20 protein-coding genes are annotated in these 18,291 nt (G+C 28.5%); all 20 read right to left on the minus strand.

Features of this window, described 5'->3' with window-relative positions:
* Window positions 1-4: 4 nt before the first annotated feature.
* Window positions 5-1,489, minus strand: a complete 1,485-nt coding sequence (fliD, locus tag AC07E4_RS16560; RefSeq protein ID WP_478217004.1) for a flagellar filament capping protein FliD — start codon at window positions 1,487-1,489, stop codon at window positions 5-7.
* Window positions 1,490-1,931: 442 nt separating this feature from the next.
* Entirely contained in the window at window positions 1,932-2,321 is a 390-nt protein-coding gene (fliS, locus tag AC07E4_RS16565) for a flagellar export chaperone FliS (RefSeq protein WP_478217005.1), read from the minus strand.
* Between the two features lie 17 nt (window positions 2,322-2,338).
* Complete coding sequence (locus AC07E4_RS16570) at window positions 2,339-2,734, minus strand: flagellar protein FlaG (RefSeq protein ID WP_478217006.1); 396 nt, start codon at window positions 2,732-2,734, stop codon at window positions 2,339-2,341.
* Window positions 2,735-2,751: 17 nt separating this feature from the next.
* Window positions 2,752-2,967: a carbon storage regulator CsrA gene (gene csrA / locus AC07E4_RS16575; RefSeq protein ID WP_040329463.1), complete on the minus strand. Its 216-nt coding sequence runs from the start codon at window positions 2,965-2,967 to the stop codon at window positions 2,752-2,754.
* A gap of 2 nt (window positions 2,968-2,969) precedes the next feature.
* Window positions 2,970-3,398, minus strand: coding sequence for a flagellar assembly protein FliW (gene fliW / locus AC07E4_RS16580; protein ID WP_478217007.1), 429 nt, complete (start codon window positions 3,396-3,398; stop codon window positions 2,970-2,972).
* A gap of 23 nt (window positions 3,399-3,421) precedes the next feature.
* On the minus strand, window positions 3,422-4,612 hold the full coding sequence (gene flgL, locus AC07E4_RS16585; RefSeq protein WP_478217008.1) for a flagellar hook-associated protein FlgL: 1,191 nt from the start codon (window positions 4,610-4,612) through the stop codon (window positions 3,422-3,424).
* A gap of 12 nt (window positions 4,613-4,624) precedes the next feature.
* Window positions 4,625-6,148 (minus strand): flagellar hook-associated protein FlgK, encoded by a 1,524-nt coding sequence (gene flgK / locus AC07E4_RS16590; protein ID WP_040329467.1) that lies wholly within the window; start codon window positions 6,146-6,148, stop codon window positions 4,625-4,627.
* Window positions 6,149-6,160: 12 nt separating this feature from the next.
* Window positions 6,161-6,577, minus strand: a complete 417-nt coding sequence (locus AC07E4_RS16595) for a flagellar protein FlgN (protein WP_478217009.1) — start codon at window positions 6,575-6,577, stop codon at window positions 6,161-6,163.
* Between the two features lie 8 nt (window positions 6,578-6,585).
* Window positions 6,586-6,855, minus strand: a complete 270-nt coding sequence (flgM, locus tag AC07E4_RS16600) for a flagellar biosynthesis anti-sigma factor FlgM (protein WP_040329471.1) — start codon at window positions 6,853-6,855, stop codon at window positions 6,586-6,588.
* 757 nt (window positions 6,856-7,612) lie between these two features.
* Window positions 7,613-8,779: a flagellar motor switch phosphatase FliY gene (gene fliY, locus AC07E4_RS16605; protein WP_478217010.1), complete on the minus strand. Its 1,167-nt coding sequence runs from the start codon at window positions 8,777-8,779 to the stop codon at window positions 7,613-7,615.
* Window positions 8,772-9,767, minus strand: a complete 996-nt coding sequence (gene fliM / locus AC07E4_RS16610; protein WP_040329474.1) for a flagellar motor switch protein FliM — start codon at window positions 9,765-9,767, stop codon at window positions 8,772-8,774. Before fliM ends, fliY begins: the two co-directional genes overlap by 8 nt.
* 31 nt (window positions 9,768-9,798) lie before the next feature.
* Window positions 9,799-10,197, minus strand: a complete 399-nt coding sequence (locus tag AC07E4_RS16615; protein ID WP_040329476.1) for a chemotaxis protein CheW — start codon at window positions 10,195-10,197, stop codon at window positions 9,799-9,801.
* An 11-nt stretch (window positions 10,198-10,208) separates the two neighbouring features.
* Window positions 10,209-10,568, minus strand: coding sequence for a response regulator (locus tag AC07E4_RS16620; RefSeq protein ID WP_040329478.1), 360 nt, complete (start codon window positions 10,566-10,568; stop codon window positions 10,209-10,211).
* Window positions 10,561-11,175 carry a chemotaxis protein CheC gene (locus AC07E4_RS16625; protein WP_040329479.1) on the minus strand — a complete coding sequence of 205 codons (615 nt, stop codon included), beginning with the start codon at window positions 11,173-11,175 and terminating at the stop codon, window positions 10,561-10,563. The genes AC07E4_RS16620 and AC07E4_RS16625 overlap by 8 nt, the downstream gene beginning before the upstream one ends.
* Window positions 11,176-11,189: 14 nt before the next feature.
* Entirely contained in the window at window positions 11,190-13,607 is a 2,418-nt protein-coding gene (locus tag AC07E4_RS16630) for a chemotaxis protein CheA (RefSeq protein ID WP_040329480.1), read from the minus strand.
* A gap of 11 nt (window positions 13,608-13,618) precedes the next feature.
* Window positions 13,619-14,383: a CheR family methyltransferase gene (locus tag AC07E4_RS16635; RefSeq protein ID WP_040329482.1), complete on the minus strand. Its 765-nt coding sequence runs from the start codon at window positions 14,381-14,383 to the stop codon at window positions 13,619-13,621.
* 5 nt (window positions 14,384-14,388) lie between these two features.
* Window positions 14,389-15,444, minus strand: a complete 1,056-nt coding sequence (locus tag AC07E4_RS16640; protein WP_040329483.1) for a protein-glutamate methylesterase/protein-glutamine glutaminase — start codon at window positions 15,442-15,444, stop codon at window positions 14,389-14,391.
* 30 nt (window positions 15,445-15,474) lie between these two features.
* Window positions 15,475-15,963 (minus strand): chemotaxis protein CheD, encoded by a 489-nt coding sequence (locus AC07E4_RS16645; RefSeq protein ID WP_040329484.1) that lies wholly within the window; start codon window positions 15,961-15,963, stop codon window positions 15,475-15,477.
* Window positions 15,964-15,972: 9 nt separating this feature from the next.
* Complete coding sequence (locus tag AC07E4_RS16650; protein ID WP_040329512.1) at window positions 15,973-16,419, minus strand: chemotaxis protein CheW; 447 nt, start codon at window positions 16,417-16,419, stop codon at window positions 15,973-15,975.
* 11 nt (window positions 16,420-16,430) lie between these two features.
* Entirely contained in the window at window positions 16,431-18,197 is a 1,767-nt protein-coding gene (locus AC07E4_RS16655; protein WP_040329485.1) for a DUF342 domain-containing protein, read from the minus strand.
* Window positions 18,198-18,291: the final 94 nt, after the last annotated feature.

Genomic DNA, 18,291 nt, shown 5'->3' on the forward strand with positions numbered 1-18,291 from the left:
CTTTTTAACCCATCATCTGAGTAAGATAACCTAATTGTGAATTTAACTTATTCATAACTGTTTCTAAATTTGAAAACTTTTTATAATAATTAGTTTCCATTGTAGACATCTTTTTGATTTGTGTATCTATTAATTCTTGTTTTTCCCTAATCTTTTTAGTAAGTATGTTATTTGTAACAGTAGTTGTTCCCTCATAACCAGCTTTTTCTACTAAAAGACCTCTTCTCTTTGCATCTTTACCATTTACCCTTACATTATTAGTACTTGTATAATTTTTTAAAGTCTCATCTAATCTATTCATTCCATTTTTGAATGTGTCCATAGTTTTTTCTGGATCTTCATTAAGCTTCTTTAAAAACTTTTCTTCATCAAACTCTAACTTTCCACCATCATTATAAGAAGTAGTTGTACTTATACCTATACTAAATAATGTATCTCCTGATTTTCCAAACATAGAAGTTCTTAAATCACTTAGCATATTGTTTAGATAGTTATCACCTTTTAATATACCCTGCTTAGCCTTTGCTTCCCACTTAGCAATTTGATCATCAGTCATATCCTTCTTCTCTGCATCTGTAAGTGGTTTATAACTATAATTTCTCTTCTCTGTGTTTAACTTATTAACCTTATCTACAAGCTTATTATAATCCTCAACAAAAGACTTAATCTTCTTAACTGCCTCATCATTGCTTTTAGAAACTGTAATGGTTTCTGTTTTCCCCACTTCCATTCCATTAATGTCAAAATTTATACCATCAAGTGAAAATTTATTTTCATCTCTTTCAATAGTCACCCCAGAAGTCATACTTGGTTCTGTAATTTTAACTTTAGCTATTTCTCCATTTTTAAAATTTTTACTTACATCTTTAAAACCAATCTGTTCTAAAATATTCTTATCATCTTTTATAGTAAACTCTGCCTTGCTTCCTGTCTTTTTTGTTTCTAATGTAAAACTTTCTGTCAATTCACTATATGAAAGTTTTATTTCTCCATTTGTTTTATCTGATATTTGTTTAGCCAAATCCGCAGCAGTACTATCTGCTTTAATATCTATTGTTACTGCATTGCCCTCATTAACACCTGGTATAGTGATTTCAAAACTTCCTTCTGAGAGTTTAGTTTTCATTCCATCTTTATTTTTTACTGTACTCTGCACTTTAGAAGCCGTAGCAAGACTTTCAACTTCTATTTTATAAGTTCCCTCTTTTGCATCTGCGCTTGCTGTCATGTTTAGTAGTGGGTTGCTTGATGTAACTTTTGTTGTTGTTAATGATGAAGAACCTAATAAGTAGTTATCTTTATTTAATACATCAAAGTATTTACTCATAAGGTTATTTGTTTCTTTTATTATGTCTCTATATATCTCTTGTTGCCACTGAACTATTTCTTGATCTTTTTTCATATTATCTATCTTAGTTTGTTGTGGTTTAAGCATTTCTTTTATAGTAGCATCTGTATCCATTCCAGTAGCTAATCCTGTTAATCTCATTTGTACCACCATCCTTTAATATTATCTATAGAGCTATTTTAATTTAATTTCTTTATTAAATGCTAATTCTAGAATTACAAGTTGTTCCTATTTTTGTATTTTGAATCAAGTAAGAAGTAACAATGATGCTGAATATCACGGGGATTGAAATCCTCACTACAATATTTTATTTGTATTTCAAATAAAATCAATACAATATTTATCCATAAAAAGTTAATTGTGGAGAATAAATTCCCCATTATAATACCTCTACTAATCATAGGTTTAATATTAAATATCACTATTACTTCGACGATTTTTTTAAATTAAATTTCTATATAGTCTCTAAATAATTTGCAAAGTAAATTATTATAAAAATTCATTCTAAAAAACTTATACTTCAGTTTTATTATTTATTGTTCATAATTAATTTTTAATTGTTCATATTTGATTTTAATTTATTTTATTTTTGTTTTGAGCTTATTTTATGAGCTTCATACCACATGCTTCTAATGTCTTCTATTAGTGGTATTACTTCATCCATTATAGCTGCATCACATTTTATGTTAGCTTCCATTAGTCTTGAGTTTATAAACTCATATACGCCAGCTAATCCATCTATCCATTCTAAGTTTGTACTTCTATCTAGAGATATTATAAGCTCATAAAAAATATCTTGAGTTTTAACTAGATTTTCATGTCTCTTCTTAACATCTCCATCTATTATAGCTTGTTTACCTATTTTAGAGTATTTAACAGCTCCATCTAAAAGCATTAATAATAATTGTTCTTTCGATGCATAATTTACACTGTTGTTTTTATAAGCATTATATCCATTGATATAGTTGTTCACTTTTTACTCCACCTCTTCTATGCTTTTTCATCTACGATAACTCCTGCAATTTCACACAGTGATGCTATCATATCTAATATTTTTTTAGGCGGTATTTCCTTTATAGTTTCCTTAGTTTCCTTATCTATTATTTTCACTATAAAAGTATTTTTAAAAACTTTATGTTGCTCATATTCTATATATGATTTGTCATTATTAAAAACTTTATTAAGTTCATCTACCGCCTTTTTTATATCCTCTTCTCTATACTCATCCTTTGAACTCTCAAAACCCTCATTTTTACTTTCACTTGTTTTCCCAATAACTTTACTAGAAGATCCCTCAATATTTTCTGTAGAAACATTTTTTATAGAAGGGCTGTAACCTAAATCTACTTCCTTGTTGATTTTAGGTTGTATTGCTTTAACTTCCATAAACTTTCACCTCACTATTATTTTTTTAATTTAGGCAAAATGAAAGTATTGCTTGAAACTGCATTTTTATTTTCTATAGTTACCTCTTCCTTCAATTCCCTTCTTAGGATTGTAACATCTTTCGGTGCATTTATAGATAACTTTACTGAGCCATTGTCTAACTTTACTACAGTAACTTCAATATCTTCCCCTATAAGTATAGATTCACCTTTTTTTCTGCTTACAACTAACATAATTAATTCTCCTTAAATATTTGTTCTTTTACTAGGTAATCCTTATTATCTACTATTATTTGTTTCCCTGTGTTTTTACATACATTAATAATTATAGGAGCTTTTAAATTAGTTGTTATTTTCTTTAAATCTGAATTTAACGTCACCGTCGTATAAACCATAACATCACTTTCATTTTCAATTTGTAAGCTTTTTAGAATGTTCTCGTTTAATTCAAATTCATAATCACTTCTTATTAAAAATGGAGACATAAGTACTAAACCAACACCTTCATCTTCTATAGAATGAATAATCTTAAAATCTTCATTATCTTTTAAAGAAAATATTATATATTTTTTTAAATTTTCAAATCCTAAAATTCCACTTTCAAAACTTATAACATCATCTTCATTATAATCTATAACTCCATGATATTTTGTATTAAGCTTCATAACTTATTCTCCTTAATCTATGTTTATCTTACATAGTCTAAAAGACTATTTTGTAATATTCTAGCTGAAGATTGAAGTGATGCCATATAAATAGTTTGCACTGTAGCCATCTCCATACTTTTTTCTACCCAATCTATATCTTCATTGTGTGATAATATTTCCTTTAAATTTGTATTTTGAGATTTATTTATAGTTTCAGCACCTTCCATTCTATTTTGAAGAGTACCAACCTTTGAACGAACACTTAAAACATTGCTAATAGCACTATCAAGCTTTGACAAATATTCACCTGTAACATTAGATGCATCACCTGATTCTAATGAATTGGTAATATCACTTAATAATTTTCCTAATTCACCTGTTTCTTTTGATTTAATCACTTCAATTTTATTATCTATTTTAATTTCTGGACTAATATATGTTCCATCTTCTTTTTGCAATTTTCCATTGCTTTTATCTACTTTTAAAACAGTTCCATCATGACCCTTTAAATTTCCTTCGCTATCTACACTAATAGGTTTACCATCATATAAAACATTATTATTTGCATTATCTATTAAATTAGACGTTGTAGAATTTATCCTTAGTGTATTTCCATTCTTGTCCAATTTTATTATACTTCCACCTGTTCCATCAGGAAGCTTTTCCTTTAAAACTTCATGTTGAAAATTTAAAATTTCATCTGCATTTATACTATAATCAATTACGACACCTTGAGATATTTCAACTTTTAATGTATCACCTTGATCCTTTGCTACAATTTCACCTTTATCATTTACTGATGAGGGTTTCTCTCCTTTTGTTCCACCAAATATATATTTACCATCAAAAGAAGTATTTAAAATTTGTGATATTTCATTTGTTTTTTCACTTATCTCATCTTTTATAGATTTTAATTCATCTTCTCCATAAGAACCATTTCCTGCGGAAACCATAAGTTCTCTTATTCTTGTCAATGCATTTCCTAAGCTGTTCATTGCCGTATCTGTTGTATCTAGCCAATTCACAGTATGTGAAATATTTGTATTGTATTGCTCATTAGAATATATCTCACTATACATTTGCATAGAACGAGCAGCTTTATATGGAGAATCTGATGGTTTACTAAATTCTTTTCCAGTATTTAATTGCTTTTGTCTATTACTCATGTTATTTAAATTTACATTCATATCACCTAAAAAAGTGTTTGTCATCATACTTGTAGTTATTCTCATGCTATCACCTCACTATTTTTTTAGTCCATTTATTACTACATCTAATAATTCATCAACTGTTGAAATCATCTTAGCATTTGCTTGATATGCATGTTGGAATTGAATTAAATTTATAGTTTCTTCATCTTGTGAAACTCCTGATACAGAACTTCTTCTCTCTAATAAGCTCCTTAGTAATATGGTTTGATTTTCAATTTCTTTTTTAGCCTTTTGAGTTATAACTCCTAAACCATTCATACTACTTTTAAAATATCCCTCTGTAGTAGCCCCTTTTTTATCTCCCTCAAAAGTATTAATAATCTTTTTATCTGTACTTGTTCCAAATTTATTTGCTGCTTTAAATTCATTATAATTCATAACAGTATTGTCATCTTTTAGAATGGAGAACTTTATGTTCCTTAATTGAGCTATTGCTAAAGCCCTTTTACCATCTGCTACATCATCTTCAGTTGCAGTATTTACATTTGCTGGATTTTTAAGTAAAGCATCATTTACAACTATATTGGCAGCCGTTACATCTTTACCATCAGTTGTTACAAAAAAATCACCTTTATTAGCTCCACCTTCACTATGTATAGCATTTACTGAATATGCTAACATTTTTGCCAAGTTATCTAATTCTGCTTTATTAGCATTTATTGTATCTTCTACACTCTGAAGCCCTTTTATAGTACCTCCATCTGGCTCAAAATCTATACCAGCACCTATTTTTTTGCCGTCCTTATCCACTTCCACAAATTGAAACTTACCTTGCTCATCATCTTTATCTTTTACATACTCTAAATGATATTTTTTATCTTTATCTGTATCTTGTATTAAATTAGGCCCTCCACCAAGTGGCTTAATTTCTATTCCATTTAAATTTCCATCAGCTTTTACATCAATTCCAAATTTAGTACTTAGTTCATCTAATAGTAAATCTCTACTATCTAACAAGTCATTTGGGTTATTTCCCATCAATGTAACTTTTTTTATTTGCTCATTTACTTCATTTAACTGATCTAATATTGTGTTAACTTGAGTTACTACATCTTTTTTCTCATCTTCTAAATTTGAAAAAGCCCCATCAATTTGCTTACTTGTATGATTTAAAAATTCTGTAAGTTGTTTTCCTGTTTGAACAACTACTTGTTTTGCTTCTAATTTTTCTGGATTTAATGATAATGTTTGCCATGCATCAAAATACTCTGACAAAAGTTTAGATATTCCACTATCACTTGGTTCATTATATATGCCTTCAAGTTTAGATAGATATTTTTCTTTTGCTGTTGAGCTTGCAAGATTGCTTGTCTCTCTTCTAACTTGATGATCTAAAAATATGTCTCGTGTCCTTTCTATTGCTACAACATTAACACCAGTTCCAATTTGTCCTGGTCCTGTAAGTGTTATTGGTCTTGCAGTTTTAAGCACAACGTGTTGTCTTGAATAACCTGGTGTTGCTTGATTTGCTATATTATGTGATGTTGTATTTAACGCTGATTGTTGTGCAAACATTCCAAGTTTCGATACGTGCATTGTTCCAAATAATCCTGACATTTTTACACCTCTTTATCTTCTTACCTTTCCATATGAATTGTAAGTATTGCTATATGCTTTCTCTTGTGGTTTCATCATATTTATCATTGAATTAGTATATACAAGAGCTTGTTTTAAAAGCAAGCTATTTGTATCTTTTTGCATTGTTGCAATTTCTAAGCTCATTATGCAATCATCATAGCATTTTTCTAATTCTTTATCTTTAACTTCACTTATAACCTCTGTAATTTTTTTATCCTTGCAAAGTTTTCTTCTTTGCATTTCTATTATTGCAATATTTTTATTAGCTTCTTCAATTTCATCTATAATTGATTCTAATGCAAATGCTTTTTCATTAACTATTAATTCATGTTGCTTTTCTAGTAATGTTATCATTTCATCTGTAACTTGCTTTTCTTTTATTAAAATTTCTTTTAATTCTACAACCATTAATAATATTATCTTCCTTTCATAGCTTCAATCATTTTTTCTGCAACTAATTTGCTATCAATTTTATAAGTTCCATTATTAATTTGATTTTTTATTTTTTCAACCTTTGCCTCAGAATTTCCCTCTACCGTATCTAGTGACATATTGTTTAATTTCTTTCCTATATTAGAAATTTCACAACTGTCTTTCATAGGATTTTGTTTTGATATATTCCTACTTTTATTTATATTATTATATGGATTTATCATCATTCTATTAGATACATTATTTACTTTCATACCACACTCTCTCCTACCTTACTTTAATATTTTTAAAATATAATATAAAAATTTGTAAACTTTCCTTACTATAATATAATAACATTACTTATGAAAATTTTGCTAAAAAATCTAAATATTATATTTCCACACACCTCTTATTCTAATTAATATATCGTTTCTATTTTTTAAAAGTTTATAGAAAAAACATACAGAAAAAAAAGATTTAATTTTTAAGACTACTTAATCTTATTGTATAAATTATATGCATATTTTATATTTATTAATCATATAGGGTTCCAAGTTCAAATTCAAAGCAATCTCTTTATCAAATGATAATTATAGGCTTGGAAGTTATTTGCATAATTGCATTTTAAACTAATCACCAATTATAGAACTTTTCCGGGGATTAAAATCCCCGCTACAATATTTTATTTGTACTTCAAATAAAATTAATATAATACTTATCCATAAAAAGTTCATTTTGGAGAATAAATTCCCCATTATAATATTCTTAATAATCATAGTTTTAATAGTAATTCTAAATATTAATTGGAATATTTTTCAATATATGTTTTAACTAATTTGCTTAGCAACTTATTATATAAATTGATTTTAAAAAAACTGAGACTTCAATTTTACCATTCATTGTTAATTGTTCATTTTGTACTATACTTTAAATTACTATTTCTCAATGTTGATAAGAATAATTGCATTTTCCATCTTTTTTATATTGAATCTGTTTCATAAAAAAAGAAGCATTGAAATGCTCCTTTTTTTATCTTCCCAAACTCTTAATTCTCTCTTCACCACTTACTATACCAGTAATTTTTATGCCAAAATTTTCGTCAACAACGACAACTTCTCCATAAGCTATTTTCTTGCCATTTACTAGTACATCTACCGGTTCTTCTGCTAAAGAATCTAACTCAATTAGCGACCCTGCACTTAAATCTAAAATATCTCTAATATTTTTTCTTGTTCTACCAAGTACTACCGAAACTTCTAACGGAACATCCATTATTAAATCTATGTTATGAGGTAAATTCATAGTTTGTTTTGGTTGCAACTGTGAAAAACTTGCCTCTTTAACTTGAACTGGTTCCACTCTATCTTCTATTGGTTTAGGCTCATACTGATAATCATAATTACTGTTCGAAACTTGTGATTCTATACTTCTTGCTGGTTCAGTTTTTGGCTCCTCATAAGTAGTTTGTGCCACTTGCGCCTTTGGAGCTTCCTCCACAGGTGCTTGAGGTTCTGAATCTTCTGTCCCCATCATTATAGAAACTATTTTTTGAGCAGTAACTAATGGTAAAACCTGCATTATATTACTATCAACCAACTCATCTATATTCATTCTGAAAGAAATAAATGCTACATCTTCATCATCATTTATTTCTTCCGATATTGGTATAGTTTTCTCTTCACATATACTTGAAACTGGAGGAGATATGTTTACTTCTCTTCTAAACATAGTTGCCATAGAAGTTGCTGAGGAACCTATCATTTGATTCATCGCTTCTGAAACTGCACTAATTTCAATTTCAGAAAGTTCTAGACTTCCCTCAACTTTTCCATCTCCGCCCATCATCAAATTGGCAATTACAGCTGCATCACTTATTTTCATAATAAGTAGATTTCCGCCTACTATACCACTAGTATATTGAACATCTAAAACAACATTAGGTGTTTCAAAACTATCCTTTACTTTTTTTAATGAACTTACTTGTATTGTTGGTGTAGTTATGTTAACTTTTCTTCCAATAATAGTAGAAAGCGCTGTAGCCGCTGATCCCATTGAAATATTTCCAACTTCACCAAGAAGATCTTTTTCTATATCACTAAAAACTTCTCTATCTTCACTTATTTCCTCTGTAGAAGATGAATCTCCACCATTTAAAAGAGAATCTATTTCTTCTTGAGATAGAAATTCGTTATTCATACTTATTCACATCCTCACCTATAAATTCTAATACTTGAACTGCTCTATGCTTTCCACTTAATCCTGGTTTAGCCATGTACGTTAATTGTTTTTCTACATAAACTTCTACTGAATCATCTATAGCACTATTAAGCTTTATAACATCTCCTACATTTAACATTAAAAAATCTTCTACTGTAATTTCAGCTCTACCTATAACAGATGATACTTCTACATTAATTGAATCTAAATTCTTTCTTACTTTAGTTTTGGATTCTCTATTAACATCCTCATCTTCATCACTAAACCAATATCTTGTAACTAATTTATCTAATACTTTTTCTATACTTAAATATGGAATACATATATTCATAAGCATAGATGTATTAAGCATTTCAACAGTAAATGTTATAAGTGCAACTGGTTCATTAGGTGCTAATGTTTGATTTAACGCTGGATTTGTTTCTATATCATTTATCTCTGGTTCAACATCTAATATATCTTCCCATGCAAGTTTTAAATTAGAAATTAACCCAGCATTTAAAACCTTTATAAGATTTTTTTCTATTTCTGTAAGTTCTTTTAATTTAGGCTTCTTATAACCTGAACCTCCTGCTAAAACATCATACATTCTAAGAACAAACTCTGCATTTGTTTCAAGTAATATATCCCCACTTAATGGTGGCATTTTAAAAAGTGTAAGCACTGTCGGATTAGGTACAGAGTGTATGAACTCTTCATAAGTTATTTGCTGAACACTCTCTACCCTAACCTTTATATTACTTCTAAGCTGTGCAGTTAAATAATTAGAAATTATTCTACTGTAATTATCATGAACAAGCTCCAAAGTTCTTATATGATCTTTAGTAAACTTTTGAGGCCTTCTGAAATCGTAAGGCTTAGCCTTTACTTTTTCTTCTTTGGTTTCTAATGATTCTGCCTCTAAGTCCCCAGAAGATAAAGCAAGCAAAAGAGCATCTATTTCGCTTTGAGACAATACTTCTGACATTACTCTACCTCATTCCTATATACGTAGATTTTTATATATTAATTTTATCAAAGTCTAATAAAGTTATAATTCTATCTTTTAAGTTTATTACCCCTTTGATAAATATCTTTTCCTTTTCTCCTAAAGCTCTTTCTACGGAACTATCTTCTATGTCTAAAACTTCATCTACAGAATCAACAGTTATGCCAACTGATTCATCTTCTAAGTTTAAGATTATAATGTTTTGTTCCTCTGCATAACTAGGATTCATATCCAATATTAAATTGATATCTAATATTGTTATTATTATTCCTCTTAAATTTATAAGTCCTTTTATATGGCTTGGAGCTTTGGGTACCATTGTAATATTAGTCATATCACTTATGCTTTGAACTTTGCTAGTTTCAACAGCAAATTGTTCATCCCCAATCTTAAATACAACAACTTGCATCACAATTCCCCCTATCCAATTACTTTATTTATAGCTTCTAAAACCCTATCTGCTTGGAACGGCTTAACTATAAAATCTTTTGCACCTGCCTTTATGGCATCCATTACCATGCTTTGTTGACCCATCGCACTACACATTATTATTTTAGCTGCTGGATCAAAAGCTTTGATAGCTTTAACTGCTTCAATACCATCCATATCAGGCATTGTTATATCCATAGTAACTACATCTGGTTTTTCTGCTTTATAAATTTCAACTGCTTTAATACCGTTAGGTGCTTCTCCCACAACTGTAAATCCATTCTTTTCTAATATATCCTTTATCATCATTCTCATAAACGTTGCATCATCAACTATTAATACTTTAGCCATTTAAATTTCCCTCCATTATTCCTAAAGATTTTAGTATTTTTTCTAGTGAACCAGGCATCGGAACATAATAAAAATGCCCATTCAAAGTTTCATTTTCTTGAACAAATTCCGTTTCAATATCTAAAACATAATCTCCATACTGTCCAGCTTCCATAAACGTTGTAGTTAAAATTGCACATATCATGTCTGATGCTATTGCTGGAACAGACAATGATAGTTGTAAATTGGTAAGCGATGCTATTGCATTTATATACGTACCTGAGATTATATTTCCTATTTCGCCTAAAACTGAAATTCCAAGTTCATTTATTTCATCATTATAACTTCCACAAAGACTACCAACTATATTTATTAGAGATTGTTCTTCTATTATGAAAAGCATATTTCCAGGAGCTTCACCTAAAACTCTTGTAACAACTGCATAAACACAACTTTCACAATCACTTTCAAATAATTCTTCGTATCTAATTAGATTAACCTTAGGAAAAGTTATATCGATTTTTTTATTTAAAAGTTTAGATAGTGCTGTTGCTGAATTTCCTATTCCAATATTTCCGACTTCTCTTAGAGCATCTAACTCAATATCACTAAATTTGCTATATTCCAAGTCTTAACACCTCCTTATATTAAGGCTGCAACATCCAATATTAGTGTTACTAGTCCATCTCCTAAGATTGTAGCTCCTATATATTCATCAGTATTCTTTAATGTTTTTCCAAAAGATTTAATAACTATCTCTTGTTGTCCTAATAGAGAATCTACAAGTAATCCAACTTCTTTTTCTCCAATTTTAGCTATTACTACATATTTTTTTCCATGATTTACTTCTTCTAAACCTAATTTTTCATTTACTCTTATAAGGTTAATTATATTATCGTTATATATAATTACTTCTTTATTATTAGTCTTCTTAGTCATTTCATCTTTATATTCTATAACTCTATCTATATATCCTAAAGATATAGCCATAGTTTCTGTTCCAACCTTTACTAGTAAAGCTTGGATAATTTGTAATGTTAGTGGAAGTCTAATTATAAAGCTAGTTCCTTTACCTTCTTCACTTATAGCTTCTACCGATCCACCTAGTGTAGAAATTTTTGTTTTTACAACATCCATTCCTACGCCTCTACCAGAAACGTCTGTAACTACTTCGTTAGTACTAAAACCTTGACTAAATATTAAATTTTTAATATCACTTTCAGTCATTCCTTCAGTATTTATACCTACTCTTTCAGCTTTAGCTCTAATTTTATCTACTTTTAGTCCAGCACCATCATCTTCAACTTTTATTACCGCTTTAGTACCTTCTGAATACGCAATAAGTTTTATCTTACCACGAGGATCTTTTCCTTGTTTAATTCTTTCTTCTGGACTTTCAATTCCATGATCTGCAGCATTTCTTAATAAGTGGATTAATGGTTCACCTATTTCTTCTATTACGGTTCTATCAAGCTCTGTATCTTGTCCTTGTATTTCAAAATCAAATTCTTTTCCAAGTTCTATAGATAAATCTCTTATCATTCTTGGGAATCTATTGAATACAGTATCTAAAGATAACATTCTAATTTTCATTACTAAGTCTTGTAAATCAGATGTACTTCTAGCCACTTGTTCCAAAGTTTCATTTAGTTCAGGTATTTTATGATTTGAACTTATTTGTTCTAATCTTGTTCTATGAATAACTAGCTCAGAAACCATATTCATAAATTTATCAAGTCTCTCTAAATCAACTCTAACAGATTGTCCAACAGTTCTTCCCTTTGGATGTTTTTCTGAACCATTTTTCTCATTTGCTTTTTTCTTTTCAGTTTTTGGTTTTTCACTAGAATTCTTTTTTATTTCTTTAGGTTTTATCTCTTCTTTTTTTACTTCTTTATTATTAGCATTTTCTTTAATTTTGTTTTCTTTTGGCTTACTACTTGCAGATTTTTCATCTATTTCTGTTACCGATACTAAGCTAATTTCTGAAATTGACTTAATTGCATTTTCAATTTCTTCAGAACTTTTTTGAGTTAAATAAACAAAATTTATATCTAAATCAAAATTTTCATTTTCCAAATCTTCAAGTACTGGATTAGATTTTAAAATTTCTCCATATTCTTCTAGTTTTTGCATTATAATGAATACTCTAGCTGACTTTAATAAAGTTCCTTCATCTAGTTCTATATTTATATTATAAGGATTATATCCGTTCTGTCTAGCTTGTTTTATAACATCTAAGTCATATTCATTTAAATTGCAATTTTGAGATACTAGATTTGCTCTACTTTTAGCTATTTCAAAAACATCTACATTTTTAACTTCTGAAATATCTTCCAGTGATTTTTGTATCTTTTCTTTACATTCTTTAGTTACATATGCAAAATTTATATCTAAATCAAAATTTTCATTTTCTAAATCTTCTAAAGTAGGATAAGCTTTTATTATCTCTCCATATTCTTCTAATTTTTGTACTATTATAAATGTTCTAGCTGACTTTAATATAGTACCCTCATCTAATTTGATATGAATATTAAATGCATTAAACCCACTATCTTCAGCTTGTTTTATAACATTTAAATCATATTCGTTAAAATTAACAACATTCTCTTCTAATGCATTATTTTCAATTTCTTCATCTTCAACAAATTCTTTAGTGTCAGATTCCTCTTCTGATACTTCACTTTGTGAAATTCCTTCTAAGTGTTCTACTATTTCTGATACATCCATATCTAACTCATCACCATCTGAAATAGTATTAACCATATTTTCTAAGGTATCCAAGCATTTAAATAATACTGTTACAACTTTTGGAGTAACACTAAGTTCTCCTTCTCTAAATTTAGATAATACATCTTCCATTTTATGAGTAAGTTCTGCCATAGTGCTATAACCCATAGTTGCAGCCATGCCTTTAATAGTGTGAGCCACCCTAAATATTTGATCTAATATTTCTTTATCATTTGGCTCTTGTTCTAAAATAAGGAGACTTTCATTTAAAGTTTGAAGATTATCCATTGACTCTTCTAAAAACATTGAAAGGTATTGAGACGTATCCATATTATTCCTCCTTAAAGCTTCCTATAAATAAAAGTAGATACTTTTTCAAAGTTAAATGCTTTGTAATTATATATACTCTCTGTAGCACCTACAAAAAGTATCCCTCCTTTTTTTAAGGACTTGCTAAATTTTTCATATATTTTGTCTTTTACATCTTGATTGAAATATATAACTACATTTCTACAAACTATTATATCAAAATTATTTTCATAGTTATCTAAAATTAAATCATGTTTTTTAAAAGTTATATTCTTTTTTAATTTATTATCTATATTGTACACTCCACCATCATTTGCAAAATATTTTTTAAGCAATTGTTGTGGCACAGTTTTTATTTCTAAAGAATTATATTGACCCTTTTTAGCTTTATTTAGTATGGTATTATCTAAATCAGTAGCTAAAATTTTATGATTTACACCTGGTGACATTTCATCTAATATCATTGCTAAAGTATATGGTTCAGCTCCTATGGAACAAGCAGCACTCCAAATTTTTAAAGGAGTATTATATTGAAAATCACTCTTTATAACATCTTTAAATTCATTAAATATCTCAGGATTTCTAAAAAACTCTGTAACATTTATAGTTAAGTAATCTATAAATTTTTCCCTTTGGCCTAAATCACTTTTTAGTAGCTTTATATACTCATCAATTGTACTTACTCCAACTCTTGTCATTAAACTTTGAATTCTTCTATGCAATTGATTTGATTTATATGCTGTTAAATCTATTCCTATTTCTTTTTTTACCCATGCCTCTAACGGTTTAAAATCCATTACTCTTATTCAACTCCTCTAACTATCTTAGCTATTCTACTTGAAATATGGTGTAATGGCAGTACTTCATCTACTTTGTTTGTTTCAAATGCAGCTTTCGGCATTCCATATATTACGCATGTAGATTCATCTTCTGATATTGTATAGCCACCTTTATTCTTAATTTCAATAGTTCCATTAGAACCATCTCTTCCCATTCCTGTTAATACCACACTTAAAAGTCCATTTCCATATACTTTTGCACATGAAATAAATAAATTATCTACTGCTGGCTTTACTCCACAAACAGGAGCACTGTCAACAAGTTTAATACTATTTCTTTCAACTTCCATATGGTATCCTGCTTTAGCTACATAAACAACATTTTTTTCAATATGCATGCCATGTTCTGCTTCCACAACCTTTAACCCACTTGATCTATCTAATCTTTCAGCAAATGCTTTAGTAAATCCTACTGGCATATGTTGAACGACAAATACTGGAACATCAAGATTTTTAGGTAATGCTGTAATAACAGTGTATAACGCTTTAGGTCCTCCAGTAGAAGCCCCAATTGCAACTGCACTTATTTTACTAATCCTTTTAACTTCACTTCTTTTTGTTCTCTCTACAAACGAAGGTTTTGTTCTATTTTTCATTGCAAATGAACTTTTTAATGTTTTTTTTCCATTTCTAATTTTATCTATTAAATCTTCTTTTACTATATCTATGTCTAGTGATATAGATCCTGAAGGCTTACATACAAAATCAAAAGCACCTAATTGAAGACAATCCATAGTGATTTCCGCACCATCTTTTGTTAATGAACTAAGCATAATGACTTTTGAATCTACTCTTTTTTCTTTTAACTTCTTAAGTGTAGTAATCCCATCCATTATAGGCATTTCAATATCTAATGTTATAATATCTGCATTTACTTCATCTAGTTTTTTTAAAAGATCTTGTCCATTTCTAGCAGTTGCTACAACTTCCATATCACTTTCTGAATTTATCATGTCAGATATTATTTTTCTCATAAGTGCGGAATCATCAACAACTATAACTTTCAACTTAGTATTCATAAAGCATCACTCTCCATAAAAAATTATAGTTTAAATTTCTTTAATGCCTAGCCCAATAGTTTTAATCTGTAACATACCATTTACAGTACTTAATGTAATTGTCCTACCTTTATTTCCACCTACATCTTCTGCTTCTATAGATATATTGTTCTGTTTTAAAACTTCTCTTACGGCTTTTATATTTCTTTCTCCTACATCCATATTCATGCTTTTATCTGAAAAACTAAACATAGATGCTCCACCAGCAATTTTAGCTTTTATTAAGCTTTTATTTGCTCCTGCTTGTGTCATTTTCTTTATAAGAATAGGTATTGCTAAATCAGCAAATTTTAGTTCATTTGTCACTTTTGTAAACTTAGTACTGTCTGGTAGCATTATATGTGCAAGTCCACCTATTTTAGTACGTTTATCAAATAAAGCTATCCCAATACAAGAACCAAGTCCAATAGTCATTAACGTGTCTGGATCTTTTGCTATATTTAAATCGCCTATACCAATTTTTATATTTTTACATTCCATATTTTCACCTTAATACACAAGTTCTTTTTCATCTTCTGATAATATAGTTGAAAGTGATAAAAATATTATTATTCTATCTTTTTCCTTTATAAATCCCTTTATATATCTTTTTGAAATATCTGCTACCATTTCTGGTGATTCTTCTATCACTTCTTCTTTAACTGACTTTACTTCTGACACAGAATCAACTATAATTCCTATCTTTCTATCGCCATCTCTTGTTACTATTATTTTTGAGTCATTACTTTTCTCATTTGTAAATCTATTAAATTTTTCTGATAGTGATATAACTGGTAGAATATTTCCTTCATAATTCATTATTCCTTTTAAAAACTGTGGAGAATCTGGCAATTCTGCTAATTCTTCATAATTTAATATTCTTTCCACTTCCATAATATCTCCAGAATAAAATTGATCTCCTATCATAAAGACCAACATCTTTATTTCATTACTCATGCATTCACCCTCTATATTTTTAATTTTTCTACACATATTTCACCATCTTTATCCAAATAAACGTGGACATCTCTGCTATTTTCTTCAAGCACATAAATTTTATTACCTACAATAAATTTTGTATTATAGTATGCATTATCAACATATATATGTCCATGTTTTTTCACCTTTAATATATTTTGAACAGCATTAGGTGTTCCAACTATTTTAGCCTTTATTTCATTTTCTGCAACTAATACTCCACCTCTCATTATGCTACTGTTCTTTAAAAAGTAGATACTATCAAGTGCAGTGACTTCTGATTTATAAATACCTTGTCCATTAACATATATTGACCCTGACATACTAATGGTGCTATTTTGAACATAATTTACATACAAATCAGATTTTCTTTTATTCTTTGATTTTATATCATATAGCCTTTTTTCTAATAGTGAAACTGCTTTTTTTATTTCATCAATACTTTCAAAACTTGAAAAATATGTGGTGTACATCTTTGATTTAATTAATCTATAAAACTCATTCTCAACATCATATTGTTTTTCCATCATATTTATTAAAATTTTTAAATCCATGTTAAAATTCTTAAATCTAGAATCTATAATTGCATTTATTAATTCTTTTTCATTTATATGTGTTGTTAAAAGATTTCTGTGATTTATTTTTATTAAATTTTCATAAATATTACTTATAACTTGATAAAATTTTTCTAACTTATCAACATAAATTATATATTCAGCACTAAAATTTCCACCACATATATTAGTCGATATAACATTACCATTTATTTCTATGTCACCTTCTGCAATCAAAGTTGCAATCAAAGTGTTACCATTAACTAATATATTGTTTCCACTTTCTACTTTCATATCTTCTTTTACATCACCACTTACTATAACATCACCTATAAAACTTACATTGCCTTTCGATATATCTACATCTCCAGATATTTTTAATACTTTTTCTACCGAAAATACAGTTCCTCTAATATTAGGTCTACCATCAATTGTTGCATAAACTTTATTGTCAAGTATTCTACATCCATCTTTTGCAAATATTCTTTTTTCCTTTTTTCTATGTGGCTTCACTACTTGTCCATAAACATTAAATCCAATTTCTCCATTTTTACCAATTTCTAATTGACCTATTAGTTCACCCGTCTTAACATTTGCAACATTACCTATAGATTTGAAATCCACATTACCTTGTTCATCTTCTATAAGCTTTCCTTCTTTATTGTCGTCAAAAAATAATGTTACTTTATCATCTATTGGCTCCACACATTTCTTTCCCTTTGCTATGATTACATTTTCAACCATATCATTGTTACAACACCATCTTATATTATCATTGTCAAGACCATAAATGATTCCCATTTTAGATAATTGTGACAATAATTCGATTTCTGTATATCTAGGTGCTGTAACTTCTGCTTCTATTTCAAGAGCTGGAACAAAAACAGGAGCAAATGAAGACTCTCTTATCTTATATTTATAAGATTTTTCTTCTTTAATAGTTATACATGCTTCCATTTTATCTTCTGAGACATTTAATATGATTTCTCTCTTAGGTATAGATTCTTTTTTTATTTTAAGTTCTATTTTATTTTTTTCATGAACTTCTGATGGAATTGAAACTTCTTTACCATCTATTATAACCGCCACATCTAATGAAGGTAGTATTCTAGCTGGTAAGTTTCCTTCTTTTGGATCAATAATAATAATCTGATTATTTTCAAACTTTATAAGACCTATGCCTTTACTTTTTAAATCCCCCATCTATTCCCCTCCAAAGCTAAAATATTTTTTATCTTTGTGGAACTTATTTAGATAATTAATACCCATGTTTTATATAAATTATCGTCAAAAGTCC

The sequence above is a fragment of the Clostridium amazonense genome (genome assembly GCF_056431285.1).

What these genes read in the sequence shown, in the direction of transcription:
- AC07E4_RS16620 (WP_040329478.1), bottom strand. Translation starts at nt 10,568, where the DNA reads ATGGCTAAAGTATTAATAGTTGATGATGCAACGTTTATGAGAATGATG.
- AC07E4_RS16630 (WP_040329480.1), bottom strand. Translation starts at nt 13,607, where the DNA reads ATGGATACGTCTCAATACCTTTCAATGTTTTTAGAAGAGTCAATGGAT.
- fliM (WP_040329474.1), bottom strand. Translation starts at nt 9,767, where the DNA reads ATGTCAGAAGTATTGTCTCAAAGCGAAATAGATGCTCTTTTGCTTGCT.
- AC07E4_RS16615 (WP_040329476.1), bottom strand. Translation starts at nt 10,197, where the DNA reads ATGCAAGTTGTTGTATTTAAGATTGGGGATGAACAATTTGCTGTTGAA.
- fliD (WP_478217004.1), bottom strand. Translation starts at nt 1,489, where the DNA reads ATGAGATTAACAGGATTAGCTACTGGAATGGATACAGATGCTACTATA.
- csrA (WP_040329463.1), bottom strand. Translation starts at nt 2,967, where the DNA reads ATGTTAGTTGTAAGCAGAAAAAAAGGTGAATCTATACTTATAGGGGAA.
- flgM (WP_040329471.1), bottom strand. Translation starts at nt 6,855, where the DNA reads ATGAAAGTAAATAATGTATCTAATAGAATGATGATAAATCCATATAAT.
- flgK (WP_040329467.1), bottom strand. Translation starts at nt 6,148, where the DNA reads ATGTCAGGATTATTTGGAACAATGCACGTATCGAAACTTGGAATGTTT.
- AC07E4_RS16640 (WP_040329483.1), bottom strand. Translation starts at nt 15,444, where the DNA reads ATGAATACTAAGTTGAAAGTTATAGTTGTTGATGATTCCGCACTTATG.
- AC07E4_RS16570 (WP_478217006.1), bottom strand. Translation starts at nt 2,734, where the DNA reads ATGGAAGTTAAAGCAATACAACCTAAAATCAACAAGGAAGTAGATTTA.
- AC07E4_RS16595 (WP_478217009.1), bottom strand. Translation starts at nt 6,577, where the DNA reads ATGGTTGTAGAATTAAAAGAAATTTTAATAAAAGAAAAGCAAGTTACA.
- AC07E4_RS16650 (WP_040329512.1), bottom strand. Translation starts at nt 16,419, where the DNA reads ATGAGTAATGAAATAAAGATGTTGGTCTTTATGATAGGAGATCAATTT.
- AC07E4_RS16655 (WP_040329485.1), bottom strand. Translation starts at nt 18,197, where the DNA reads ATGGGGGATTTAAAAAGTAAAGGCATAGGTCTTATAAAGTTTGAAAAT.
- AC07E4_RS16645 (WP_040329484.1), bottom strand. Translation starts at nt 15,963, where the DNA reads ATGGAATGTAAAAATATAAAAATTGGTATAGGCGATTTAAATATAGCA.
- fliY (WP_478217010.1), bottom strand. Translation starts at nt 8,779, where the DNA reads ATGAATAACGAATTTCTATCTCAAGAAGAAATAGATTCTCTTTTAAAT.
- flgL (WP_478217008.1), bottom strand. Translation starts at nt 4,612, where the DNA reads ATGAGAATAACTACAAGTATGATGACAAACACTTTTTTAGGTGATATG.
- fliW (WP_478217007.1), bottom strand. Translation starts at nt 3,398, where the DNA reads ATGAAGCTTAATACAAAATATCATGGAGTTATAGATTATAATGAAGAT.
- AC07E4_RS16635 (WP_040329482.1), bottom strand. Translation starts at nt 14,383, where the DNA reads ATGGATTTTAAACCGTTAGAGGCATGGGTAAAAAAAGAAATAGGAATA.